General features: G+C 37.6%; 28 protein-coding genes and 1 riboswitch. Of the genes, 14 read left to right on the forward strand and 14 right to left on the reverse strand.

Translation table 11 applies throughout. The features are described 5' to 3' along the window. Nucleotides 1–145: 145 nt before the first annotated feature. From N178_RS16565 to N178_RS16580, 4 genes are all read left to right on the forward strand, one after another. Nucleotides 146–658, forward strand: coding sequence for a DUF3231 family protein (locus N178_RS16565; protein WP_013058453.1), 513 nt, complete (start codon nucleotides 146–148; stop codon nucleotides 656–658). 374 nt (nucleotides 659–1,032) lie between these two features. Then, nucleotides 1,033–1,524 carry a CBO0543 family protein gene (locus N178_RS16570; RefSeq protein ID WP_045293600.1) on the forward strand — a complete coding sequence of 164 codons (492 nt, stop codon included), beginning with the start codon at nucleotides 1,033–1,035 and terminating at the stop codon, nucleotides 1,522–1,524. Between the two features lie 48 nt (nucleotides 1,525–1,572). Continuing rightward, a complete protein-coding gene (locus tag N178_RS16575; protein ID WP_045293602.1) occupies nucleotides 1,573–2,361 on the forward strand; it encodes a hypothetical protein in 789 nt (262 codons plus the stop codon). A gap of 4 nt (nucleotides 2,362–2,365) precedes the next feature. Continuing rightward, nucleotides 2,366–2,836 (forward strand): hypothetical protein, encoded by a 471-nt coding sequence (locus tag N178_RS16580; RefSeq protein ID WP_045293603.1) that lies wholly within the window; start codon nucleotides 2,366–2,368, stop codon nucleotides 2,834–2,836. A gap of 208 nt (nucleotides 2,837–3,044) precedes the next feature. Here the strand turns inward: N178_RS16580 and N178_RS16585 are convergent, their stop codons facing one another. Beyond that, entirely contained in the window at nucleotides 3,045–3,563 is a 519-nt protein-coding gene (locus tag N178_RS16585; RefSeq protein ID WP_045293605.1) for a YfiT family bacillithiol transferase, read from the reverse strand. A 187-nt stretch (nucleotides 3,564–3,750) separates the two neighbouring features. Between N178_RS16585 and N178_RS16590 the strand changes: the two genes are divergently transcribed. Then, on the forward strand, nucleotides 3,751–4,068 hold the full coding sequence (locus N178_RS16590) for a hypothetical protein (RefSeq protein WP_045293606.1): 318 nt from the start codon (nucleotides 3,751–3,753) through the stop codon (nucleotides 4,066–4,068). A 57-nt stretch (nucleotides 4,069–4,125) separates the two neighbouring features. Here N178_RS16590 and N178_RS16595 read toward each other — a convergent pair whose 3' ends face one another. Both N178_RS16595 and N178_RS16600 read right to left on the reverse strand, forming a co-directional pair. Next, entirely contained in the window at nucleotides 4,126–4,311 is a 186-nt protein-coding gene (locus N178_RS16595) for a hypothetical protein (protein WP_045293608.1), read from the reverse strand. Nucleotides 4,312–4,801: 490 nt separating this feature from the next. Beyond that, on the reverse strand, nucleotides 4,802–5,299 hold the full coding sequence (locus tag N178_RS16600) for an ankyrin repeat domain-containing protein (protein WP_045293609.1): 498 nt from the start codon (nucleotides 5,297–5,299) through the stop codon (nucleotides 4,802–4,804). Between the two features lie 168 nt (nucleotides 5,300–5,467). Between N178_RS16600 and N178_RS16605 the strand changes: the two genes are divergently transcribed. Next, a complete protein-coding gene (locus N178_RS16605; protein ID WP_052942413.1) occupies nucleotides 5,468–5,920 on the forward strand; it encodes a DUF4288 domain-containing protein in 453 nt (150 codons plus the stop codon). A gap of 128 nt (nucleotides 5,921–6,048) precedes the next feature. Here the strand turns inward: N178_RS16605 and N178_RS16610 are convergent, their stop codons facing one another. Together N178_RS16610 and N178_RS16615 are read right to left on the reverse strand one after the other, a co-directional pair. Beyond that, nucleotides 6,049–6,618: an MEDS domain-containing protein gene (locus N178_RS16610; RefSeq protein ID WP_045293612.1), complete on the reverse strand. Its 570-nt coding sequence runs from the start codon at nucleotides 6,616–6,618 to the stop codon at nucleotides 6,049–6,051. Nucleotides 6,619–7,020: 402 nt separating this feature from the next. Continuing rightward, nucleotides 7,021–7,659 carry a manganese efflux pump gene (locus N178_RS16615; RefSeq protein WP_337588888.1) on the reverse strand — a complete coding sequence of 213 codons (639 nt, stop codon included), beginning with the start codon at nucleotides 7,657–7,659 and terminating at the stop codon, nucleotides 7,021–7,023. A 62-nt stretch (nucleotides 7,660–7,721) separates the two neighbouring features. Between N178_RS16615 and N178_RS16620 the strand changes: the two genes are divergently transcribed. Then, on the forward strand, nucleotides 7,722–8,363 hold the full coding sequence (locus N178_RS16620) for a DUF1232 domain-containing protein (protein WP_045293617.1): 642 nt from the start codon (nucleotides 7,722–7,724) through the stop codon (nucleotides 8,361–8,363). Nucleotides 8,364–8,406: 43 nt separating this feature from the next. Here the strand turns inward: N178_RS16620 and N178_RS16625 are convergent, their stop codons facing one another. Continuing rightward, complete coding sequence (locus N178_RS16625) at nucleotides 8,407–8,679, reverse strand: DUF3973 domain-containing protein (protein WP_045293619.1); 273 nt, start codon at nucleotides 8,677–8,679, stop codon at nucleotides 8,407–8,409. Nucleotides 8,680–8,869: 190 nt separating this feature from the next. On the opposite strand from N178_RS16625, the gene N178_RS16630 reads away from it, so the two are divergent. Next, nucleotides 8,870–9,208: an SPW repeat domain-containing protein gene (locus N178_RS16630; RefSeq protein WP_052942414.1), complete on the forward strand. Its 339-nt coding sequence runs from the start codon at nucleotides 8,870–8,872 to the stop codon at nucleotides 9,206–9,208. 273 nt (nucleotides 9,209–9,481) lie between these two features. On the opposite strand, the gene N178_RS16635 is transcribed toward N178_RS16630, so the two are convergent. Together N178_RS16635 and N178_RS16640 are read right to left on the reverse strand one after the other, a co-directional pair. Then, on the reverse strand, nucleotides 9,482–9,733 hold the full coding sequence (locus N178_RS16635; RefSeq protein ID WP_045293621.1) for a WGxxGxxG family protein: 252 nt from the start codon (nucleotides 9,731–9,733) through the stop codon (nucleotides 9,482–9,484). 443 nt (nucleotides 9,734–10,176) lie between these two features. Continuing rightward, complete coding sequence (locus N178_RS16640) at nucleotides 10,177–11,442, reverse strand: molybdopterin molybdotransferase MoeA (RefSeq protein ID WP_045293623.1); 1,266 nt, start codon at nucleotides 11,440–11,442, stop codon at nucleotides 10,177–10,179. Nucleotides 11,443–11,556: 114 nt separating this feature from the next. Here N178_RS16640 and moaC point away from each other — a divergent pair, with 114 nt between their 5' ends. Continuing rightward, entirely contained in the window at nucleotides 11,557–12,045 is a 489-nt protein-coding gene (gene moaC, locus N178_RS16645) for a cyclic pyranopterin monophosphate synthase MoaC (protein ID WP_045293624.1), read from the forward strand. Between the two features lie 12 nt (nucleotides 12,046–12,057). Then, nucleotides 12,058–12,570 carry a MogA/MoaB family molybdenum cofactor biosynthesis protein gene (locus N178_RS16650; RefSeq protein ID WP_045293626.1) on the forward strand — a complete coding sequence of 171 codons (513 nt, stop codon included), beginning with the start codon at nucleotides 12,058–12,060 and terminating at the stop codon, nucleotides 12,568–12,570. Between the two features lie 33 nt (nucleotides 12,571–12,603). Here N178_RS16650 and N178_RS16655 read toward each other — a convergent pair whose 3' ends face one another. The 3 genes from N178_RS16655 to N178_RS16665 all read right to left on the reverse strand — a co-directional run bounded on the left by N178_RS16655 (nucleotide 12,604) and on the right by N178_RS16665 (nucleotide 15,588). After that, nucleotides 12,604–13,266: a sulfite oxidase-like oxidoreductase gene (locus N178_RS16655; RefSeq protein WP_045293628.1), complete on the reverse strand. Its 663-nt coding sequence runs from the start codon at nucleotides 13,264–13,266 to the stop codon at nucleotides 12,604–12,606. A 76-nt stretch (nucleotides 13,267–13,342) separates the two neighbouring features. After that, a riboswitch (SAM riboswitch) is annotated at nucleotides 13,343–13,449 on the reverse strand. Between the two features lie 146 nt (nucleotides 13,450–13,595). Next, on the reverse strand, nucleotides 13,596–13,964 hold the full coding sequence (locus tag N178_RS16660; protein WP_045293629.1) for a hypothetical protein: 369 nt from the start codon (nucleotides 13,962–13,964) through the stop codon (nucleotides 13,596–13,598). Nucleotides 13,965–13,977: 13 nt separating this feature from the next. Continuing rightward, nucleotides 13,978–15,588, reverse strand: coding sequence for a putative polysaccharide biosynthesis protein (locus N178_RS16665; RefSeq protein ID WP_045293631.1), 1,611 nt, complete (start codon nucleotides 15,586–15,588; stop codon nucleotides 13,978–13,980). Between the two features lie 331 nt (nucleotides 15,589–15,919). Between N178_RS16665 and N178_RS16670 the strand changes: the two genes are divergently transcribed. After that, nucleotides 15,920–16,504 (forward strand): YjgB family protein, encoded by a 585-nt coding sequence (locus N178_RS16670; protein ID WP_045293633.1) that lies wholly within the window; start codon nucleotides 15,920–15,922, stop codon nucleotides 16,502–16,504. Nucleotides 16,505–16,531: 27 nt separating this feature from the next. Here N178_RS16670 and N178_RS16675 read toward each other — a convergent pair whose 3' ends face one another. From N178_RS16675 to N178_RS16685, 3 genes are all read right to left on the reverse strand, one after another. Beyond that, nucleotides 16,532–17,374 carry a GNAT family N-acetyltransferase gene (locus N178_RS16675; protein WP_045293635.1) on the reverse strand — a complete coding sequence of 281 codons (843 nt, stop codon included), beginning with the start codon at nucleotides 17,372–17,374 and terminating at the stop codon, nucleotides 16,532–16,534. Further along, complete coding sequence (locus tag N178_RS16680; protein WP_045293637.1) at nucleotides 17,371–18,036, reverse strand: cyclase family protein; 666 nt, start codon at nucleotides 18,034–18,036, stop codon at nucleotides 17,371–17,373. The genes N178_RS16675 and N178_RS16680 overlap by 4 nt, the downstream gene beginning before the upstream one ends. Before the next feature lie 94 nt (nucleotides 18,037–18,130). Beyond that, nucleotides 18,131–19,258, reverse strand: a complete 1,128-nt coding sequence (locus N178_RS16685; protein WP_045293639.1) for a 2-methylaconitate cis-trans isomerase PrpF family protein — start codon at nucleotides 19,256–19,258, stop codon at nucleotides 18,131–18,133. A gap of 184 nt (nucleotides 19,259–19,442) precedes the next feature. Between N178_RS16685 and N178_RS16690 the strand changes: the two genes are divergently transcribed. The 3 genes from N178_RS16690 to N178_RS27130 all read left to right on the forward strand — a co-directional run bounded on the left by N178_RS16690 (nucleotide 19,443) and on the right by N178_RS27130 (nucleotide 22,145). Continuing rightward, nucleotides 19,443–20,303, forward strand: a complete 861-nt coding sequence (locus tag N178_RS16690) for a LysR family transcriptional regulator (RefSeq protein WP_025750019.1) — start codon at nucleotides 19,443–19,445, stop codon at nucleotides 20,301–20,303. A 296-nt stretch (nucleotides 20,304–20,599) separates the two neighbouring features. Further along, a complete protein-coding gene (locus N178_RS16695) occupies nucleotides 20,600–21,916 on the forward strand; it encodes a CitMHS family transporter (RefSeq protein WP_045293641.1) in 1,317 nt (438 codons plus the stop codon). A 67-nt stretch (nucleotides 21,917–21,983) separates the two neighbouring features. Further along, nucleotides 21,984–22,145, forward strand: a complete 162-nt coding sequence (locus N178_RS27130) for a hypothetical protein (RefSeq protein ID WP_169746681.1) — start codon at nucleotides 21,984–21,986, stop codon at nucleotides 22,143–22,145. Nucleotides 22,146–22,185: the final 40 nt, after the last annotated feature.

The following is a 22,185-nucleotide window of genomic DNA, read 5'->3' on the forward strand; positions in this document are numbered from 1 at the left end:
ATACGTAAAATAGTGGATTGTATTCTTCTAGATATAAAAAGGAATTTTATATCTAGAAGAATAATAAAACATGATATGGAGACGTTAAGTGTGTGCATAGTAAGAAAGGTGGCACATTATTATGAATATGTTAAGGAGGATAACAATGGGCATTTTAAGTGGAAATCCTACAGATGAACCGATGCATTACGGTGAAGTGTTTGGAACATGGTCGTTTCTTTCTGCTTCAAAAGGATTAGTAGCTGGTTATCAAACGTTTCTAAATCATGTAGGAGACAAGGATCTACATAAGTTAGTACAAGAAACGATTGAACAATGTCAGCAGGAAATGAAAGGTGTAGAAAAGCTATTAAAAGAAAATGGAGTGGCTTTACCTCCAACTCCGCCTGAACGTCCAGAAGCTTGTTTAGATGATATTCCAGTAGGTGCACGTGTTCAAGACCCCGAAGTTGCTGCGGCTATTTCACTGGATATAGCTGCTGGTCTAGTTGCTTGCAGTCAACTGATTGGCCAATCTATTCGCGAAGATATTGCAGCAATGTTTGGTCAAATTCACATGCAAAAAGTAGCTCTTGGTGGAAAGTTTTTGCGACTTAACAAAGAAAAAGGCTGGTTAGTTCCACCACCTCTTCACAAGTCCAAAAACACGGATTGTTAATCGTAAAATTCGTATAAAACGTGAAGATTTCACATTAAGTCAACCCCACAGCACGCTATAAGAAGGAACTGCTGATTCATTCCAAATCAGTAATTCTTTCTCGAATAAAGAGCACTAATGAGAGCAAACTACTCAAGATGCAGTAGAGCATTATCAATATAATAACATCTATATTTCAACGACTAGGAAAACTACTGCACAGAAGCAGTAGTTTTTTCCATTTTGATACTGTAGAGAATAGAAAAAGGTCGCGAACATAATCTACGTTTATAAGCAGTACCAAATTAATTCTAGAATACATAATAATCTTTTAAGAGAAACTACTAACAATATACCAAAAGATACTTCCAGTATAGTTAAGGAGATAAAACCAATTGAATAATAAATTTGAAAAGCGTTTTTTGAGGGTTCTCTTTATTTTAACTCTATCGGCTTTGCCTTTTTTATTAAGAAAGCCTCCTGTGAAAGACTCAATATTGACTTTTCTTCTTAATGGGTACACCAATGGGATAGTTGACAGATTTGTTATTACTCATAAGCTCATTAAATATCCGGTACGCTATTTTCGAAAAGAGTTTAAAATACATGTTTTATTTGACTTTTTGCTATATCCAACTGTCTCTGTTATCATCAACCAACTAACAAAAAACGATAAACCCTTAGTTATCCTATATAAAATTATTTTATTCATCTTTCCAATGTTTTTAATCGAACTCTGGGCAGAAAAAAAGACAAATTTAATTAGATGGAGAAGACCTTGGAAATGGTATCATACTTTACTTAGTCTTACAGTCAAATCAGTATTAAACAGGTTAATGATCGGAGCTATAAGAGCATTAGATGAAAAAGCAGAAAAGAGTTCTTGATTAATGAAATAAAAAGTATCTTTTTTCCGAATCCATAGGAGATCGTAAATGAATAATTATAAAAATGACAATACTGCAAGACGCTATATTGCTCATGTCAGTATATTTGGAACCACTCAAATCCATTTAAGAAACCCCTATATTATCGCTTGGTGGTCAGCAGCTTTTCCAGGGTTTGGGCACCTACTACTGTCTAAATACCTTCGCGGCTTTGTGTTATTTGTATGGGAAGTCGTCATAAATATTAAATCTCATGTAAATTTAGCTATGATTTATTCTTTTCAAGGAAATATTGATATGGCCAAAGACGTTCTTAATACAAGATGGCTACTTATTTATATTCCTGTTTATATTTTTGCTATATGGGATAGTTACCGAACAACTGTTGATTTAAATAAAATATACGTGTTAGCTGAACGAGAAAACCACCGGTTCAACACCTTTAGTATGGGAGCCATGGAAATAAATTATTTAGATAAACGGAATCCCATCCTGTCTGTTGTTTGGTCCTTGCTGATGCCAGGTCTAGGACAACTTTATATTCATCGCATCATTGGTGCTTTCTTTGTTATCATTTGGGCAGTTGTTTTCTTTTATTACTCTCACTTGCTTGAAGGTATTTCTCTTCTATTTTTAGGAGAAATAAAACAGGCTACTTCCGTTTTAAATAAAGAATGGCTGTTATTTTTCCCTTCCCTATATGGTTTTGCTACCTTCGACTCTTATATAAATACGGTTGAGAATAATAAACTTGCTGAAAGAGTGCAAAAAAATTTCTTCGAGAAAATATATCAACATCCAAGCTTTTGTATTTCGAAAGGAAAAAAGGTGGAGTGAAAACATGCAGGTCTTTTCTACATTTGAATACTCCAGTTACATAGAATTAGCTGTTTCAGAGCTAGAAAAAAAAGGGATAAAGAAAGAAGATATATTTATTGTCCCCCTTAATAATCGAACGGAAGATCGACGGATTTTTGATAGCCTCCATCGAGCCGATGGAGTTTCTCTTATTGATTTGGGAATGGCTCTAGCCACAGCCTTTTCAGTCATTGGTGCAAGCATTGGGTTTAAACTAAGCTGGGGGCCCATCTACTGGGGAATAATTAGTGCTTTTATCGGATTTATCTTAGGACTAGGAATTAAACTATTTATGTTTAAAGTAATCAGGAAAAATCAACGGCTTTTACGCGGCAAACATTCGGAAGTCATACTCATTGTTGATTGTCGTACGGTGGACGCCGGAGTGGTTGAACAAATTTTGTGGAAAAACCTTGCCTTAGGTGTTTCAAAAGTCAGATCTGATGGCTTATAAAAATAAGTCATCGTTGTACAATATAATGGCTATATGCAGGATGAATGAATTACTATTCAGGATTAAAGATAACTTCCTTAACACATTGAGGGAGTTTTTCTGTTTTTAAGCTGTATACTCTTTAGTTAGTATAATGTCTTTTATTAAAACCAAAAAAGCTTTTAAAAAGAGCTTTTTTGGTTCTAACATATGTTAATTAAATGCCTTTCTACCAACCTCTTTGATTTCTTAAAGTCGTAATATGAGCAACGTGATGCTTTCCATGCCAAGCGTAAGTAGCTATTAATTGTTCAATCGTCACTTCCCCGTTTTCAGGATGGTGGATCATTTTCTTCAAATCTTTTTCATCAAGTGAGTTTAACAATTTATGAAGCCGCTTATGTAGAGCTGAAAAAAGTTGAAGAGAAACTTTTATAGGTAAATCATTATCAGGAAGATTCGACCAAGCCACTTCATCATATGCTTTAATAGTAGGTGCTTGCTCTGTTAACCCTAATTTAAAACGGGTATAAGCATTCATATGGGAGTCAGCTAAATGATGGACAACTTGACTTAATGTCCAGCCGCCTTCTCGATAAGGCGTGGCTAATTGTTCTTTTGTCAGTCCTTCTACAGCATCAGCTAATTGCTTTGGGGCATCTCCAATGTCATGAATCCACCCTTGAATATCTTCTTTCTGAATATTTTCTTTTACAGTAAATTTCCCAATAGGATATTGATTGAACATATTTCTTCATCCCTTTCTGTTTTTATCAGCATCTAGTATAATTTTTATTTAAATATTCAGAACTAAATCAGACGAATAAAATACTGCAAATTAGGATTACAGCGTACACTTGTAATTAGCACATTGTATCTTTTTGCTACGTATTCATTAACTAATGATATATTTTTTATAACGGAGGGTGAATTGTTTGGAGAGAAAAAATTTAAGCGTATTTACTAAAATCTCGTTTTTAACAGCATTGGCTACGATGATGATGACGCCAGCTTCCATATACATATTATCAAAAACTTCAGACGAGAGCATGAAGCCTTTTCTCGGTTCTTTTGTATTGCTTGCATTTATTCTACCTTTATTTGGCCTTCCTTTAAGCATCGTTTCAATGTTCAGCAAAGAACATTTACCGAAAAGAATATTTGCTTTAATTATAAATTCACTGCCAGTAATTATTGTAATGTATGGTCTAACAATGGAAATTATAGATGAGTTTTTTCGAGCTGCACCTTAAATAAAGTTAAAGTCTCTCCTCTATAGCATTCATAAGAGATCTTAATCGATAATATCTCTACAAATTAGCCAGCTTTTCATTAGCTATAAACTTCATAAGTATACCTGCTCCTAAAACATTTAATACGATGCTGCTACCTAAAATAAAACCATATAGTAATCCCGTAATATGTAATGTTAAAGCTAAAATCAAAAAGACTGTTCCTGTACCTACTAAAAGTAATCCCAAGCTTCGATTGTTCATCTATTTCACCACCAAAAAAGTAAATATAGTTATATTTTAACATAATTATATTTATTTTACTGGTTAAAGAGTCTTTCTATTTATATGCTGTATACAACATATAAAGCTAGTCACTCTAGTACTGAAAAAGAAGGAGAAGCTAAGCCGCGTTAGTTTCCCCCTCTTTTTGTATCTCCAGTTTTCATTAAGAACCCTGCGGTTATAATACAGGCAGCAGATAAAAGTAACCCTGTTAATCCCTGTTTTAAAACAAACCCAAAGATTATGCTAGAAAATGATCCTAAAAAGAACATCAATTTGACTAAAACATTTCTAGTGCTCATTTATACAATCATCTCAATTCTATATACAAATAATATATGAAGCTACTGGCGTTGTTCTCTTTGCCCAGCAATCCAAGCTAACGCTAAAATAGAAACAGTTACAACTACTGCAGTCAACATAACTATATTCACCTCTTCTTCCTTAACATAAAATCTCTTACTCTATATTAAGCTTTATTATTTAAATACTGAGTAAATAAATGAACTGCGCTGTCTTGTTTTTTCTCTACTGCAACCTCTAAAGGCGTTTTACCATCATCTTTTTGTATTTCGATATCTGCACCTTTTTCTATAAGAAGTTTAATCATATTTTCATCTCCTAGCAGCGAGTCCTCATGAAGACTAGTCCATCCACCGCTTTGTTTTGCATTTACATCTGCGCCTTTTGTAAGCAACAAGTCTACAGCTTGAATTTGCTTATTTGCTACTGCTGCATGAAGAGGCATATTTTCATTCGGGTTTTTAGCTTTAGCATGAATATCCGCCCCCAATGACAACAATAACCTGGCGCTATCCACTTGCCCAAAATAACAAGCTAAATGTAAAGGCGTCCATCCATCTGAATTAAAAGCGTTAAGTAAAGATGGCTCTTTATTTAATAAATCTCTTATCTCTTCACTCTCTCCATTTACCGTAGCATTTGTTATTTGATCAATATATTCCATTTTATACCCCCCTAATATATAGAAATACATTGATTATATTTCCATTTTATCATAGGTTAGTGGATGAACACGACATACAAACTTAGGTATATAAGTAAGAAGGACGATAAGGAATACGATGATAAAATTAATTATTATAGTTCCTTTAGTTAAGAATGGAGAGTTGATATGAAAACAACTAATAGCGAAGAGTTAGACTTTCAATGGTATGGCGTAAAGGTTCTTTATAAGTACTTAATAGTGGATAAACCTAATATAGAAAAGATTGACGAAAATTATGAAGAACATCAGATATTTGAAGAAAGTATTTTATTAATTAAAGCCCGATCATTTGATCAAGCCTATGAAATTGCAGAAAAGAAAGCAAAAGAATGTGAAGACAGCTATACCAACGTTTATGATCAGACTGTGAAATTCCAATTGATTGAGAGTTTAGATGCCTTTCTCTTGTGTGAAGAAGATGAGTTACCAAGTGGTACGGAAGTATATTCACGTTTTTTACATATACCTAAAGAAGAAAATTTAGCTAATGTCTTATCTAAGCACTATCCAGAAGTTACAGAAGATGAAACAGAGCAGATACGAAAAAACTTCATTTTAAGGAATAGAGATTTTAATTGAAGCTTCACACTAGATATATGGTATACATACTCTGTAGAAACAACAAATAAAGAGCCTTAAATAAGGCTCTTTATTTGTTCTCTATTTACCTTTTGCTTTTTAAAAATAACGCCCGTGCACACTATTACTTACACTGCATCCGTCATTACATATAAATTGGATGGAATAATTTTGTTCTCTAAAATTAAGTATGGATGGCACTTCATTAAAGCAAGTTTAAGAACTTCTGGTACTCTCTCTTCATCATACGCGCATACTAAATGTAATCCGCCTTTATTTACTAATCTATCGGCTTCATTTTCAAACTCTTCTAAAATAGGTATAATTCCTTCTTGCTGTCCCCATTCTACATGAGCCCATATTTGAAAAGACGTATTGTTTTTATAAAAAGGATCTAAGTGTTTAGAAAGATGTTCAAAAATTATAGCCGGCTGAAAACTTCCACTTGAACAGTAATAATCAAAATTATTAATGGTATGTATAAATGCTAGTTGGTCTTTAGTCAGAATCCCCTCTAATTTTTTAAAAATCAGCGGAATTAGTCTTTCACTTTCGATAACTAACGTATGTCTCTCTTGTTCAATCCCCGAAACAATATAAGACACAAGATTATCTAAGTAACTTCTCATATCGTCAATATTGTAGTAAATATGAACGCTTTCATTATTCTGTATTAATTGAGCAAACTGATTTTTCAAGTGTGTACGCTCCCTTATATAAAATCAACCTAAATATTAAGACTCTTAAAATAGTAAATTGTCTATTCATTAGAACAATTCTACGCTTTGCGTTCTTGTCTGTCAAAACTAGATGTTCCCCGCTTTGTTTTGGGGTATACAGCTGGTTTTTAGAATAGTGTATCTATATTGATTGCAAACGAGATAACAGTTGTGCCAGTTATTCTGGCGTCTTGGCTAAAGGATACTGTACCCTTTTAAAATACGATTAAAACTTAACAAGAAATAATTGCAGAAGTAAGTTTTCTTACCTCTTCATTGAATAAATTCTTATGCAGCATTTCTTTATTTTGTATAGAAGACTAGTCACTATAAAACACAAAGAAAAAACGCCACTTTCTTTAATAAGTGGCGCCTTTTCTTTTAAAATATTTGAGTAAAGGCTACAATTAAAATCGTAATCCCGCTTATTAACGTTCCGCATTGACTCAATGTAAATTTCCCAATTTGCACATTTGCGGCTTTTTGCCCCACCATTACCCCTAGCCATACTGTGAGAAAACTGCCAAATGCTGATGTAAGCGAAATAGCTAAAGGTGACAATCCAAGCAAACCAGCTCCTAGACCGTTTGTAAGTGCGTTCGCTGAAAGTGCTACACCTAAAACGCTGCTTTCTATCCATCCAATAGAGCGTACTTTTACTTGCCCCCTACTATCTAATTCATGAATTCCGTTATTTCTCTGGGAGCCGACTAATAAAATAATTCGAATCCCAATTAGCGTTAATAATACGACGGCTACAATAACATCGAAAACTCCTGGTAAGATGGTTGAAATCCACTTACCAAACGTAATTCCCAACATGCTAAAGAGGAAACAAATAGCTGCTATTAGTAAATTAGAAAGCCATTTTATCCTTACCTTTCGAACTCCGTATGATATTCCTACACCAAAGTTATCTATACTTGATGACAGTGCAAAACCTAAAATGAATAACCATTCCATTTTGTATTCTCCTTTTGATGATAATGTTGAGGAAATTTGCTTACTTGTTGCATATATTGTTGATAAACCTTCAATAAAATGATTACTGCGCGTTGAAAAATACAAAGAGGTGAATCGCGATGTCTAAGATCCAACATGACCAAAGCCTTGGTTTGTTATTAAGGTCTTTATTAAAGGAAAATGCTTTATCTATGCGGAAGCTTAGTTCACTTACGGGGATTGATACGGCAACTATTTCACGGATTATAAACGGAAAGCAGCAAGCAAATCTACATCATTTAAAACAATTTGCGCGCTATTTAAATACTCCTCTTGAAGCATTGGTTGACCCTACTGGAGCTGCTTCAAACTATACAGAAAATGAAGTAGAAACAGGCATTCATTACTCCATTGATAAAATTCAAGAAATACTTAAATCTTTTAATATAGTGGATACAAACTTTACGATTGAGCGTGTAGAACAAGAACTAACAAAATATAAGCAATATGCACAGACAGACGAAGGACACAACATGATTTGTAATAACTTTCAAACCAAAATAGAGCAAGTAGGCAGTGTTGGTACTTTCATTGATCAACTAAAGCAAATGTATCTTGAATACTGTAACGAAAAAACCTCAGCTGCCAAGCGCTCTATATTAGGAAGTGCGCTATTGTATTTTATTTTGCCTACCGATATTATCCCAGACTATGTCTTTCCAATCGGCTATTTAGACGATGCAATAGCTGTACAACTAGTGATGAATCAACTTAAGGAATAAAAACTGATTTTTATCAAGCGAGCTGAACGCGGCATGCCGCTATTTATTGTGAAAACGGAATTTTTTCTGAACCATGGCGATGAGCAGGTAAATATTCTATTGCTTTCTTTAATTTAGATAATTCCTTTGGCACAATCTTTTTAATGATTTTTTCTTTTTCACATCGTTTGCATGACTCATGGTTACATCTATGTGCACACATACCTAAAGGGATTTTCTCTCCTACAAATGGATCTATATAGACTCCATTTTCAAACAGCTTACTCTTAATAAGATTTTCATTTTGCAGTCTGCAGCAATTAACACAATAGTACATTTGTTTTCCACTCTCTTTCTTATACTTGATTTTGAAACATCTTATGAGAACTCATCAACAGAAGTGCTTGTTCCTACAATAAAAATTGAAAAAATCTCAACAGGCGTTGATGAATACTCAACACATGGCACTTCCAAACATATAGTTTAATCATGACATCACTACGAGTGTCATACTTTGAGGAGGGATAATGATGAAAGCAAGAGGTATTGCTAACGCCATAATCGGTATTTGGTTTGTTATGGCCCCATGGATGCTTGGTTTTTCATACGATGCAGGAGCTACTTCAGCAAGTATTGTATTTGGAATTCTCCAAGTCATCACATCTCTTTTAGGAGCGAATAAACCAGGATGGAATTCATGGCAAAACTGGATTTCCCTTATTAGCGGATTATGGTTTGTACTGTTTCCATTTATTTATTCACTAACAGATGGCGTGCTTTGGTCTAGCATCATACTCGGGTTAATGACCGTACTATTTAGCTTATGGAGCTTGAATTCTAAAGCAAAACTAAAAGCTGTAAGTTAAAATACCAATAATATTCCACTATTTACTTAACCTGTTGAAGATGCCGCCACGCATCGATCTATGGGGGAAACGATTCTTGCAGCAGAAAAGCTCCCTACGGAAATAGGGAGCTTTTTCTACTTTTTATGTAAAGCCTACACAGATTCAGTCAACGTAATGTACTTTATAGAAAATAATAAAGGTGTCCCTAATTGCTAGAAGACACCTTTATGGACTCTTTAGAAAGCTAATCTTTGACAACCATTATTTATCTCTACTCATGCAAAATAGATACTAACGAACTTTTTCTTCACGGTCATCTCTTCTTTTAAGACCAAAAAGACCAACTAGTCCTAGTAACCCTAGTAATTCCCAAGGTGAATCATTATCATCATCCACATCAGTTGCTGTAGTGACATTTCGAGTATTTACGTCATCATTATAATTTGCTCTATCTACGTTATTGTTTTCAGCATTAACCGGCAAGATGAAAGTCATCATAGCTAAAGCTAACGTACATAATAAAACAGACCATTTTTTTCGCATAATTTCTCCTCCTTTCCTTTTGTTAATAGATAAAGTTCCCAAGGTTATTAGTTACTATTCGTTAAATAGATATATCATTTGAAACCACTCACTAATACCCAAAATAAAGAAGTTTTAAAATTAGTATGAATATATTTCTTATCTATTAAGCAAACTACTCAAGATGCAATGAATCATCACTCATGAAACCTAATTACGTCATAGAAAAAACTACCTTCTCCCTAACTCTAAGGTAGTTTTTTCTATTTTTAGGCTGTATGTGATACATAATTATAGTTAACATAATCACTCTTTGCGGAATACATCATAAAAACGAGCCCTTAATACACAAGGACTCTTTTACCTACTCATTTTCTTATTTATACACGACTTATACATTGTTGTTTATTTACTAGCAATTTGATCACTATTCAGACTAGAACTCTTACATAAAAATAGTCTTTTTATACCCAAAGCGAACTCGTGCCTTCTTTTTCAAGATGCAGCACGTTCACTTCTGTTCCTTTATCATACCCATGCTCTCCACCTGGAAGAACAATCAGCGCGTTTGCTGCAGCTAATGACGAAATAGCGCCTGACTTGTCCATGCCAACAGGCGTCACGACAAGCTTTCCATCTTCATCTGAAATTTCTCCTCGCACCATTCGCGTAAATGCATTAGGTTCTTTGAAGCGGCCGTTTAACACCGCTTTTGTTTTATGTAAATGAGGCGCCGGTGAATGTAAAAAGCTGCGAACAATCGGACGTACAAACAGTTCAAACCCGACATAGCAAGCAGAAGGATTTCCCGATAATCCAAACAGCAGCTGCCCGTTTCGTTCTGCGACTGTTGTGACACTTCCGGGTCGCATCGCAATTTTGTTAAACAGTACATTTGCACCAAGCTTTTCATAAATAGCCGGCAAATAATCATAGTCGCCAACGGATACCCCGCCGGTTGTCAGTAGAATGTCCACTTCTTTAAGCGCTTTTTCTACCGCTTCATAGCAGCTTTCAAAGTCGTCTTCGAGCTTTCCTAAGTATTTCGGAATCCCGCCGCTTCTTACGATTTGCGCGAGTGCCATATAGGAGTTGCTGTTGCGGATTTTTCCTGGTTCTAACGGTTCGTTCACATCAAGCAGTTCGCTTCCTGTTGTTAACACCCCAACAACCGGCTGCTTCACCACAGCTACATCCGCATAGCCAAACGTAGCTAAAAAAGCCGTGACGCCCGGATTGATGCGCGTTCCTTTTGAAACGAGCACGTCTCCTTTTTTCGTTTCTTCTCCTTTTAACGCAATGTGCTCCCCCTTTGAAGCTGGCCTGCTTAACGCCATATACGTTTTGCCTTCTTTTTCATACGACTTCGTTACTTCAAGCATCACAACCGCATCACATGAATGAGGCACTTGCGCTCCTGTCATAACACGCACCGCTTGAAACGGCTTTACTTCTTCTTCAAAAACAGAGCCGGCACCGATTTCACCTACCACTTCGAACTCCACGGGATGTTCACTCGATACTTCTGCGCAGTCCTGTGCTCGAACCGCAAAGCCGTCATAAAGCGATTTATTAAAATGAGGCACGTTTTGATCAGCGACAATATCTTCTCCTAAATAGCGCCCGTAGCTTTCAGTGATCGATACGCGTTCGATGCTGCCTTTTCTTTTATATGTCATGACTTTTTCAATTGCTTCAGGAATTGAAATAGGTGTTCTGCTTTCTAACATACATTCTTCACTTCCTTTACGTCTGTTCACTTTTTGCGCTATGGTGTAAAATCATAGCATATCTCACTATTTCTATCATACAACAAAATTTACTGAAAAAGGATGAAAACACCGATGTCTTCTTTTACCCATTTTAATGATCAAGGCCGTGCCAACATGGTCGATATTAGCGAAAAATCTATCACTCGCCGCGTCGCAACCGCTCGTTCAAGCATACTTGTTAACAAAGAAATTCACGAAGCGATTGTCGAACATAAAATTGGAAAAGGCGACGTCCTTGCTGTTGCACAAGTAGCAGGAATCATGGCAGCAAAACGCACGTCTGACATTATTCCGATGTGTCACCCTCTTTTATTAAAAGGCGTGAACCTTTCATTTGACTGGGATACAAGCAATAATCAGTACCGTTTATTAATAGAAGCAACGGTTAAAACGGAAGGCTCAACAGGTGTTGAAATGGAAGCTTTAACCGCTGCTTCTGCCTGTGCATTAACCGTTTATGATATGTGCAAAGCTATTGATAAAGGCATGATTATCGGCGAAACGTATCTGCTTGAAAAATCAGGCGGCAAAAACGGTGACTATAAACGCACCGAAGCGTAAAGGAGGTACACGATGAGCGTACACGAACATAAATCTAAAGCAACTCAGCCCGTTCGCTGCAAAGTCATTACGGTATCCGATACACGTACAAAAGAAACCGATAAAAGCGGCGCGCTAATGATCCAACTTCTGAAAGAACACGACATGCATGTCGCTTCCTATGAAATTGTAAAAGACGACCAAACGTCGATTCAACAAGCGATACTTGCTGGCTGCAGTGATGAGGACATTGACGTTGTTCTCACAAACGGCGGGACTGGCATTACAAAACGAGACGTCACGATTGAAGCCGTTCAAGCGCTGATTCATAAAGAAATCGTTGGGTTTGGCGAGCTGTTTCGCATGCTGAGCTACACGGAAGACATCGGCAGCGCAGCGATTATGAGCCGGGCAATTGCCGGGACGATTAACGAAAAAGCCGTTTTTTCTACACCAGGATCAAGCGGTGCTGTTCGTCTAGCGATGACCAAGCTGATTTTGCCCGAACTTCGCCACGTTGTGTGGGAATTAAACCGCCAGCGCTGACAAAATGCCTATGCACACGCATAGGCATTTTCATTAATCATAGTCTTTATGTACCCACTCATCTTCTGGAATACCTAAATCTTCTCCAGAAAAACGTTCTTCTTTAAACGGATCTCCTCTAAGATGAAAGCCGTTTTGCTCCCAAAAACCAGGATGATTTTCATCAATAGCCTCAAAGCCTCGAAGCCATTTAACACTTTTCCAAAAGTACAAATGCGGAACAACCAATCGCAGCGGATATCCATGCTTAGCTGTAAGCGGCTCTCCGTTAAAAGAATGAGCAAGAAGAATATCGTCTCTCAGTAAATCTTTTACCTCAATGTTTGACGTATAGTCATTATCTCCGTGCAGCATGATATATTTACTTTTTAACTCCACGCCAACTGCCTTCAAAAAGTCTGTAAACAGCACGCCCGTAAATTCATTATCAAGCCTTGTCCATCTCGTTACGCAGTGGATATCACACTTAACCGTTGTTTGCGGCATATTCAATATATCTTGATACGAAAGCGTTACTTCTTTGTCTACTAACCCAAACACGCGAAGCGTCCATTCCTCTAAGTTATACTCCGGCACGTCCCCTTCATGTAAAATTGGAAATCGCTCCGTTACTACCTGACCCGGAGGCACTCGTCCTTTATACTTTGGATCAATTTCTGGTGTTTTCATTCGTTTGATACGGTCTGCTTTGTTCAAAAATATCACCTCGTTGTTTTTTCTACATAAAAAGCCCTTCCTTAAATAAGTAAGGAAGAGCTTCGTTTCAGCTTCTTCCTTATCTCTAAGAGCAGCGCACTCTTAAGGATTTGGCACCATTCTGTCATAGACAGCGGTTGCCGGGTTTCACAGGGCCAGTCCCTCCACCTCTCTTGATAAGGAAACAAATTGTATTTGTTTTATGTAATAAAGTCAGTATTAAGCTTTTTGTCATAATTGTCAATATTATTTTTCTTTTCCGCACAAAAAAACTTGAAAAACAGATAGAGGTATAAGGTTTTAGTCTACTAAAATACTATGTAAAGTCTTTACCCTTCTCCATCAATCATCGTATACTTCCTAGCAAAGCGCTTGTAGTAAATTTGCTCATCTTCTTGTCCATCGTTAAAAACAAGTCGATTATGATCAATATCTTTTTCTTTTAACAAATAGCCCTTTTCATTCATCAGTTGAATATATTCATCTAAATGTCCTTTTTTCACCACGTAGTGAAGAGCATCATCTGAATCCGTAGTCTCTGCTACACCTTGACTTCCCACTTCTAATTTGAATACGGCTTTTGCTGTTTGAAGGGGACGGTAATTTCCAAACACTCTTTCCCAATTTAAGAGCAGCAGCGCTCCGAAGATTATGATACATCCTCCAGTCGCTACGGTTAGTACAAATCGTTTTGACACTACTTTCTCTCCTTTACATTCTTTTTCTTCTATTTAATACAATGGCTTGCCCTAAGCTTGTTTTTACGCCAAGTCCTAGATACACAGCAGCGCCTAAAGCAATTGAAATACAAGATGTGCTAATCGCAAGTGAAGATGCAGACAGCTTATTTTCTAAAAAATAGTGAGAAGCATAATTGCAGATAACCACAGCGGCTGACATCACACTTACTAATAAAACAGGCGTCAACGCCGCTTGTCCCAGTGATTGAATCCGGTAAGAAATGGATTTTTTAATTAAATAAAAGTTATAGATAACCGATACACCATACCCTCCGTACGTCGCGACAACCGGTCCAATTTCTTTTAAGCTTGAAACCAGCAGTACGTTTAATACTATCTTCATAACAATTCCTAAGCCCAAGCCTAAAATTAACTTCTTTTGCTGATTAATTCCTTGGAGAATTGCGGCTGTTACGGTGAAAAGAGCAAATAAAATCGCAGCAGGCGCGTACCATTGCAAAACAACTCCACCGATTTCAGGACTGTTTTTCACTCCAAAAATCATCATATATACCGGCTTACCTAATAAACAAAGGCCTACCGCAGCAGGAAGAGTAAAAAATAACAGCAGCTGCAGCGTTTTTGTAATCTTTCCTTTTACTTCTCGTAAATTCCCTTGCACAAAAGAAGATGTAATGCCCGGAATCAGCGACATGCTGAAGGCAGTTGCTAACGATACCGGCACCATCACTAAAATCTGTGCTAATCCAATGACTGAGTTGATCGTTTCAGCCTTAGCTTGTCCATATCCTATTGATTGAAAGAGCATGTTAATCGTAAACGTATCAATATTTTGATAGATCGGAATAGCTAAACCAACTAATACAAACGGAACGGCGTACGTTACAAGCTCTTTGAACATTGAAGAGAACGAAACGGATTTATTATTCTTTCCGCTGTTCGCTTCTTTCATAATCAACCGCTTGCGCTTCAAATAAACCACACCAAGAACCCCTATTCCCCCTACGCCTCCAATAAACGCTCCAAACGTACCAATTCCAACAGCTTTTGTCATCGTGCTATGAAAAAGGTGAATGACAGCATATGCTCCTGCTAAAATGAACAGCACACGTACTATTTGTTCAATAATTGTACTTAGCGCAGACGGTCCCATAGACTGGTTACCTTGAAAGTAGCCTCGTAATAGACTCATAGGCGGAATAATAATTAAAGCAAAGCTCACCATTCGGATAACATACACCACGTCTTTTTGACTATTTCCTGAGGAATCTTTTCCGTTAATGACTAGTTCAGCGAGCCACGGTGCCATTGTATAAAGCGCTAAAAAGCCTACTATGCCCGTTATCGTCATTAATAGAAGTCCTGCTTTTAATAGATCTTGTCCCGCACGGTAGTTTCCAAGACCGTTATATTTCGATACATACTTCGAAACAGCAAGCGGAAGACCCATTGTCGATAAGCTTAGCATCAAGGTATATGGACCGTATGCATACTTATAAAGCGCGTAACCTGACGTTCCGACTAGGGCTGTGAAAGGAATAATATAAATAAAACCTAAAATTTTTGTTAGCAAAGAAGACACCGTTAGTAAAAGCGTACCTCTCATCAAATTTTTTTCCATACATCAAAACTCCAGAAATAAATATTATTTTTTAACAAATACTTGATTTATTGTATCATACTTACAGTTATTATCTAGTTTTTTATAAAGACTTAGAACCCTTCCTATATTACGTTTTTTTACATAATAAAGGAATAGAAACCAATCTTTTCACCTATGATAAATGAATCTTTTTTTACTTTTCACTTTACCTGACGTTTACATTCTAAAAGACGTGTTACATTATATGTATCAGTTACCAACTCAACTAAGACTCCTTGACTATTCTGGCCTATCTGCTCTTTTAGGTAGACTGAGGTTGCCAAATCGTTATATATAGGAGGAAAAAATCATGAAAATGAAACAACGACTATCAAAAGCGGCAGCTGCTGCAACGATTACAGGAATTGCTGCGTTTGGATTTGCTCCTGTCGCTCAGCTTGATACACTAGCACACGCAGCTACATCTCAAGAAACAAGCAGCCAGAGTCAAACAGCTGTAAAAAACATTAACGAAATTTATAACGCCGCAGTAAAAGGTGAAGTGCCACGATTAACAGCAGACTTTAAAATTGGCAAAACCCTGCGTCAAGACGTTCGTGATCAGTTCGGTCCGCCGCCTGAAGGTTCATCAAATAACTTTGACTACTATCATGCGGAAATGGGCCATCCTGGATACGCATTTGGCTATGACAAAAATAACGTCATCAACGAAATTCGCTATTTTGGTACGAATGTAGAGCGTCAAACAAATTTAGGGTCCATCACGCAAGCTAACTTAAAGAAAGAATTAGGTCAGCCAAACTTTACAAGCAAAGTAAAAGGTGATGGTACGACTCAATCGAAATACACGTATCACGCCGGCGCCTATGATCTTGAATTTATTTTTGATGATAGCAAAACATTAAATCACGTAAATTTAGTTACAAAACCTTAATTCATAGAAAAAGTAGCAGACAGCCTGCTACTTTTTTTCATGAATTAAAACTAATGCTGAATCAGCTACGTGTTCATACCCAATCTCCATGTAAATCTTGTTAGACGTAGGGTTTGTCGTGTCCGTGTATAGACTTGTTGTTTGAAAACCTCTGTCTAGCATAAGCTGAGAAAGCTTGGATACACAGCTTGAGGCATAGCCTTTTTTACGTTCTTTTTGAGGTGTGTATACAAAGTTAATTGTAATGTTATGGACCGTTGGACGCGTAGCATTGGCAACCGACACATACTTGCCGTTTACTTCCCATAAAAATAGCCGTTCTGCTTTAATAAAAGCTTCTCCTGTTTTGACAGCTTGTTCTTTTGATACAGGCTCTCCAATGACGCTCATAAACTCCCAAATCCATTCTGTCACGAGCGGAAGATGCTCCAATCTTGCTTTTATCAGCACTCCGTCCGCGTCTGCAGCTTTTTTCACTTTGTCTAACCGGTAAATACGCTGATCCATTTTTAAAGAAGCTTCTTGATTTTTTAGCGCTGCTAGTTTTTGAGAAAGATATAAAACCGTTTGTTTCTCTCCAACTAAGCCCGGTACGGCGATTTCTTGTAATAGCTCTGCCGCTGCGCTTAGTTCATCCTCCGTTAGCTGCTGTATTTGAGACAGGATGATTTGCCCAGGATGGGTTTGTAGCAAAACAAGCGCGGCACGGCCGTCTTTTAAAATAACACCCATAAAATTTGGTTTGCTGTTTTCATGTAAGCTATGTAAAATGCCCAGCGCTAAGTTATGAAGGACTTCATTTTCCGCTAAAAGCGGCTCGACTTGGTTTTTAAATTCCTGTACTTCTCTGTATCTATGTAACTGGATCATTTTCTTTCTACCTCCGCAAATGCTCTTACCGGAAACGTTCCGGTTCCTTTTATTTTAGGAGGCACGGCGTAAAATAAAAAGGACTCCGTTAGTTGATCTAAGCGACATAAGTGTTCAGCAATCACAATGTCCGCTCCTAACAGCAGCGTATGAGCTGGTCTTGCTTTTCCTTTTGTATCATCAATATTCATCGAATCAATTCCAACAAGAGCGGGCTGTTGAGACACTAAATAAGCTGCCGCGCTTTCTGTTAAGTATGGATGATTTTCTAAATAATCGTCTGTATTCCAGTAGTGATCCCATCCCGTATGAATTAATACCGCTTTGCCTTTTACATCTACATGTTGAAAATGAGATTCATCAATCGCTTTTAAAGTCGGGTCAACTGAAACGACTATTCCTTCTAACCCGGCTGTTTTATCAATAGCCGTTTGAGCTAAATCCGCTCCGTCTTTGTATCTGTGAAACGGCACGTCAATATACGTACCGGTATTCGTGACCATTTCAATTTTACCGATTTGAAATTCAGTGCCTGGTTCATAAAGCTTTCTAGACTCTTTTCGGCTTAAATAGTCGCAAATGATCGGTGCCGGCAAGCCTTTATGTGTGATAACTCCGTCTTCAATGATGTGGCTTAGATCAATATACGTTCTTTTTTTCATACCTTCACCCACTTTTTCAATATTCAGTAAAAATATTCTAACATAAAAAAGCTCTTCCTAGTTTCCTAGAAAGAGCTTTTTTTAGAGAACATTATTAACTTGATAAACATACATCATACGTATGCTTTGTATAAACAAATCCTTCAAAAATAAGACGGGCTGTACGCACTACTTTGATTCCTTTAACCTGTCCATCTTTTAGATCCACACTGGTTTCCATAATTCCCATTGGATGAGCAAGTCGAACGGTATCGCCTTTTAATTGAACCATTTCTGACGGAAGCGTGCCTTTTGTATAGATAGCCGCCGTTGTACAAATTGCTCCTGTAATCGCAAGCGTTTGATGCGGTTTTTGCATCGACATCATGCGAATTAATACGTCCATTTCAGAAGCAGCTTTTTCTCTTCCAGTCCCGTCGCGGTGGTCCATTGGAGGAGCAATAATCGTCATTTTTGGAACCGCTGGTGATAGTTTAGTTGCTTTGTCTTGAGGTGCAAGCCCCGCTTTTTCCGCTGCAATGGAGCGAATTTCTTCAAATAGCTTCAGTTGTTTGTCCGTGTATTCATGGGGAAGTTCTGTTCCCTTTAGGCCAATATCTGCTGCTTTAACAAATACAAGCGGATTTCCTACATCAACAATTGATGCTTTTACTGTCCCGATGGATGTTTGCAGAAGATCGATAGCGTTCCCGGTTGGAAGAAGTTTTCCAGTAACGGCTCCTTCTCCGTTTTCAAACGAAAGATAAATGGGTGAACCCGTACCTGGCACTCCAGGAATCATACAGGATCCTTCTGTTTTCACTTTCCCGTTTTCTACTTCTACTTCCGCTACGATTACTTTTTTGGTATTTGTATTATAGATCCGCACTTTAGTCACCGGTTCCACAGCTTGTACAAGTCCTTGTTCAATTGCATAAGGTCCGACCGCTGAAGAGATATTGCCGCAGTTTCCTTTAAAATCAACGAGAGATTCGCTGATGCTAACCTGCGCAAACGTGTAATCTACGTCAGCTTTCTCTAAATCTGATTTTTTTATAATCGCGATTTTACTTGTCAGCGAATTAGCTCCGCCGAGCCCGTCAATTTGACGTTGATCCGGACTTCCCATTATATCTAGCAGAAACGGTTCCCAATCCGATTTGTTCACAGGCATTTCTTCATGATTGATAAAAACCCCTTTACTCGTTCCACCTCTCATAACCGTTACAGGAATGCGCGTCATATTAATCACCTTTCTCCCCTACTAACAAACGCCGAGGCGTTCATCAAACCATTTTATTTTTTTACTATTTAGAACCGGTTCATTTGCCATTTATCGTATAATAGAGGTGGTCATAAGTAAAATACATAAAATTTATTGTCTTTTTAAAAATTTTTTTATAATCTAAATACAAGGGGGAATCGGGATGGATCAAAAAGATTGGATATTAATTAAAACGCTTCATGAAGAAAAGAACATTACGCGAACGGCTGAAAGGCTCTACGTATCGCAGCCTTCTTTAAGCTACCGTCTTAAAAATCTTGAAGAAGAATTTGGCGTGTCGCTTTTCTTCAAAACGAAAAAAGGAATTGAGTTTACATCTGAAGGTGAGCATCTTGTTCGCTATGCGGAAAATATGTGGAAGCAGCTGCAGGAAACAAAAGACAGCATGCGTAATATGAGCGAAACCGTTACGGGAACGCTTCGCTTAGGGGTATCGAGTAACTTTGCACAGCATAAGCTTCCTAAAATTTTAAAGCAGTTCTCTCTTCACTACCCAAATGTACAGTTCAGCGTCAATACGGGCTGGAGTACGCAAGTTATGAATCTATTAGACTCTTCGCGTGTGCACGTTGGTATTTTACGAGGCAATTACCCGTGGAACGGAGAAAAATCACTGCTGACGAAAGAACGGCTCTGCTTAATTTCGAAAAAAGAGATTGCGATCGATGACTTGCCGAACCTGCCTTATATTAACTATAAAACCGATACGTCGCTAAAAGATCTCATTCAAGACTGGTGGCATGACAAGTTTTCAGAGCCTCCGTTTGTAGCAATGGAAGTTGACCGGCAAGAAACGGCCAAAGAAATGGTCAAAAACGATTTAGGCTTTGCGATTTTACCTGAAATTTGCCTTCACTCCAGCGACAACTTATATACATACGGACTTTCGTACCGAGATGAATCACCTTTGCTTCGAAACACGTGGCTCATGTATGATCCTTCTTACTTGAATCTATCGGTCGTGAAAGCGTTTATTGACTTTTTAAAGCTAAGTGAAAAATAAAGCCAAAGCTAAAAAGTTTGCGTCTTGGAAGAATCTCTCTTTTAGACCAAGCTTTTTTCTAGACTACCATTATAAATTTTTTTTATGAGCTTTCTAAAAAAACCTATATTTCCTTTATTTTTAAAAATGTACTAACATGAAAACAAGAAACATCAGCGGGAGTAAAGAGCGGCTTTAAAAATTCTTAATAATCAAACTACGGCTCATACATGGGGATGAGAGATGTTAGTCACGTTTTTTTACTCTAAAAGAAAACGCTTTCAGAGAAAAGAGGGAAAATAAAGGAGGTTGTTTGAATGCTAGCACTACTAGGTTTTACAATGATTATTGTCTTTACGTATCTCATTATGTCAAAAAGGATGTCTCCTATCGTAGCTTTAATGGTCATTCCACTTCTTTTTGCGGTGATTGGAGGGTTTGGCAAAGGCGTCGGAGACATGATGCTAGAAGGGTTAAAACAAGTAGCTCCGTCAGCTGCGATGCTGCTGTTCGCCATCTTATATTTCGGGGTTATGATTGATGCCGGACTGTTTGATCCATTAATTAAGCAGCTGTTAAAAATCGTAAAAGGCGATCCGCTTAAAATCGTCATCGGAACGGCTCTTCTATCGCTTTTAGTTGCACTAGACGGAGACGGTACAACCACTTATATGATTACGGTTTCTGCTCTTCTTCCACTTTATAAACGCCTGAATATGAGTCCGTTAGTGTTAACGACAGTTGCGATGCTTTCTCTTAGTATTATGAGCAGCATGACGCCTTGGGGAGGCCCGGCTACTCGTGCGATTGTCGCCCTTCACCTCGATGCATCTGAGTTCTTTATTCCACTTCTTCCAACGTTAATTGGCGGAGCTTTGTGGGTTGTTTTTACAGGCTATATTCTTGGAAAAAAAGAGCGCAGACGACTTGGTGCTATTGACATTGAGCAGTTTGAATTAAAAAGCTCGCTTGCGTTTGCTGAAGACGCATCTTTAACTTCTCAAGAAGATATTACACAGCCTAAAAAAATCTGGATTAACTTAGCTTTAACCATTGCACTAATGGTCGTGTTAGTTTCTGGCATTTGGTCAGTTTCTGTTTTATTTATGATTGGTTTTGCGCTTGCTCTTATGATTAACTATCCAAAACTTGAGGATCAAAAAGAACGTTTAATGGCTCATGCAGGCAACGCGTTAACTGTTGCAGCCCTTGTTTTTGCAGCCGGTATTTTTACAGGAATACTATCTGGCACTAAAATGGTTGATGAAATGGCAAGCCTGTTAATTCATTTAGTTCCTGATTCACTCGGTTCATTTTTACCGACAATCGTTGCTTTAACAAGCATGCCGTTTACATTTGTGATGAGTAACGACGCTTATTACTTCGGTGTTTTACCAATATTCGCTGAAACAGCTGCTTCTTACGGAATTGATCCGATGGAAATTGCGCGAGCTTCAGTACTCGGACAACCTGTTCATCTGTTAAGTCCGCTTGTGGCGTCTACTTTCTTACTTGTAGGTATGGTAGGTGTTGACCTTGGTGAACATCAGCGCTTTGCATTTAAATGGGCCATTTTAACATCTCTTGTTCTAATTGCCCTTGCTATTGTCACAGGCGCACTTACGCTATTTTAATAGGAATAAAAGCCGTTATGGCTCTTTATTAATAAATTGATAAATGATAGGTGGAGGTACTTCTAAAATGTATGTAATTACGTGTTATGTAGGAAAAGGTGAAATGAGAATGTACGAGTTTGATAGTAAAGAAGACGCGCTTGCTCAGCTCAAAAAGCTGAAAGGCTGCACCATTCTTTCAGAAGTTGTTTACTTTAATGATTCATCAGTTATTCCGGTAGCTATTTAATTATGCACCACTCAACCCTATAGGTACAAACTTGATAAGC

Source organism: Priestia aryabhattai B8W22 (assembly GCF_000956595.1).
Taxonomy (GTDB): domain Bacteria; phylum Bacillota; class Bacilli; order Bacillales; family Bacillaceae_H; genus Priestia; species Priestia aryabhattai.

Coding starts and splice junctions, on each gene's coding strand:
- N178_RS16565 (WP_013058453.1), top strand. CDS start 146: ATGGGCATTTTAAGTGGAAATCCTACAGATGAACCGATGCATTACGGT.
- N178_RS16575 (WP_045293602.1), top strand. CDS start 1,573: ATGAATAATTATAAAAATGACAATACTGCAAGACGCTATATTGCTCAT.
- N178_RS16580 (WP_045293603.1), top strand. CDS start 2,366: ATGCAGGTCTTTTCTACATTTGAATACTCCAGTTACATAGAATTAGCT.
- N178_RS16585 (WP_045293605.1), bottom strand. CDS start 3,563: ATGTTCAATCAATATCCTATTGGGAAATTTACTGTAAAAGAAAATATT.
- N178_RS16595 (WP_045293608.1), bottom strand. CDS start 4,311: ATGAACAATCGAAGCTTGGGATTACTTTTAGTAGGTACAGGAACAGTC.
- N178_RS16600 (WP_045293609.1), bottom strand. CDS start 5,299: ATGGAATATATTGATCAAATAACAAATGCTACGGTAAATGGAGAGAGT.
- N178_RS16605 (WP_052942413.1), top strand. CDS start 5,468: ATGAAAACAACTAATAGCGAAGAGTTAGACTTTCAATGGTATGGCGTA.
- N178_RS16620 (WP_045293617.1), top strand. CDS start 7,722: ATGTCTAAGATCCAACATGACCAAAGCCTTGGTTTGTTATTAAGGTCT.
- N178_RS16625 (WP_045293619.1), bottom strand. CDS start 8,679: ATGTACTATTGTGTTAATTGCTGCAGACTGCAAAATGAAAATCTTATT.
- N178_RS16630 (WP_052942414.1), top strand. CDS start 8,870: ATGATGAAAGCAAGAGGTATTGCTAACGCCATAATCGGTATTTGGTTT.
- N178_RS16635 (WP_045293621.1), bottom strand. CDS start 9,733: ATGCGAAAAAAATGGTCTGTTTTATTATGTACGTTAGCTTTAGCTATG.
- N178_RS16640 (WP_045293623.1), bottom strand. CDS start 11,442: ATGTTAGAAAGCAGAACACCTATTTCAATTCCTGAAGCAATTGAAAAA.
- moaC (WP_045293624.1), top strand. CDS start 11,557: ATGTCTTCTTTTACCCATTTTAATGATCAAGGCCGTGCCAACATGGTC.
- N178_RS16650 (WP_045293626.1), top strand. CDS start 12,058: ATGAGCGTACACGAACATAAATCTAAAGCAACTCAGCCCGTTCGCTGC.
- N178_RS16665 (WP_045293631.1), bottom strand. CDS start 15,588: ATGGAAAAAAATTTGATGAGAGGTACGCTTTTACTAACGGTGTCTTCT.
- N178_RS16670 (WP_045293633.1), top strand. CDS start 15,920: ATGAAAATGAAACAACGACTATCAAAAGCGGCAGCTGCTGCAACGATT.
- N178_RS16675 (WP_045293635.1), bottom strand. CDS start 17,374: ATGATCCAGTTACATAGATACAGAGAAGTACAGGAATTTAAAAACCAA.
- N178_RS16680 (WP_045293637.1), bottom strand. CDS start 18,036: ATGAAAAAAAGAACGTATATTGATCTAAGCCACATCATTGAAGACGGA.
- N178_RS16685 (WP_045293639.1), bottom strand. CDS start 19,258: ATGACGCGCATTCCTGTAACGGTTATGAGAGGTGGAACGAGTAAAGGG.
- N178_RS16690 (WP_025750019.1), top strand. CDS start 19,443: ATGGATCAAAAAGATTGGATATTAATTAAAACGCTTCATGAAGAAAAG.
- N178_RS16695 (WP_045293641.1), top strand. CDS start 20,600: ATGCTAGCACTACTAGGTTTTACAATGATTATTGTCTTTACGTATCTC.
- N178_RS27130 (WP_169746681.1), top strand. CDS start 21,984: ATGTATGTAATTACGTGTTATGTAGGAAAAGGTGAAATGAGAATGTAC.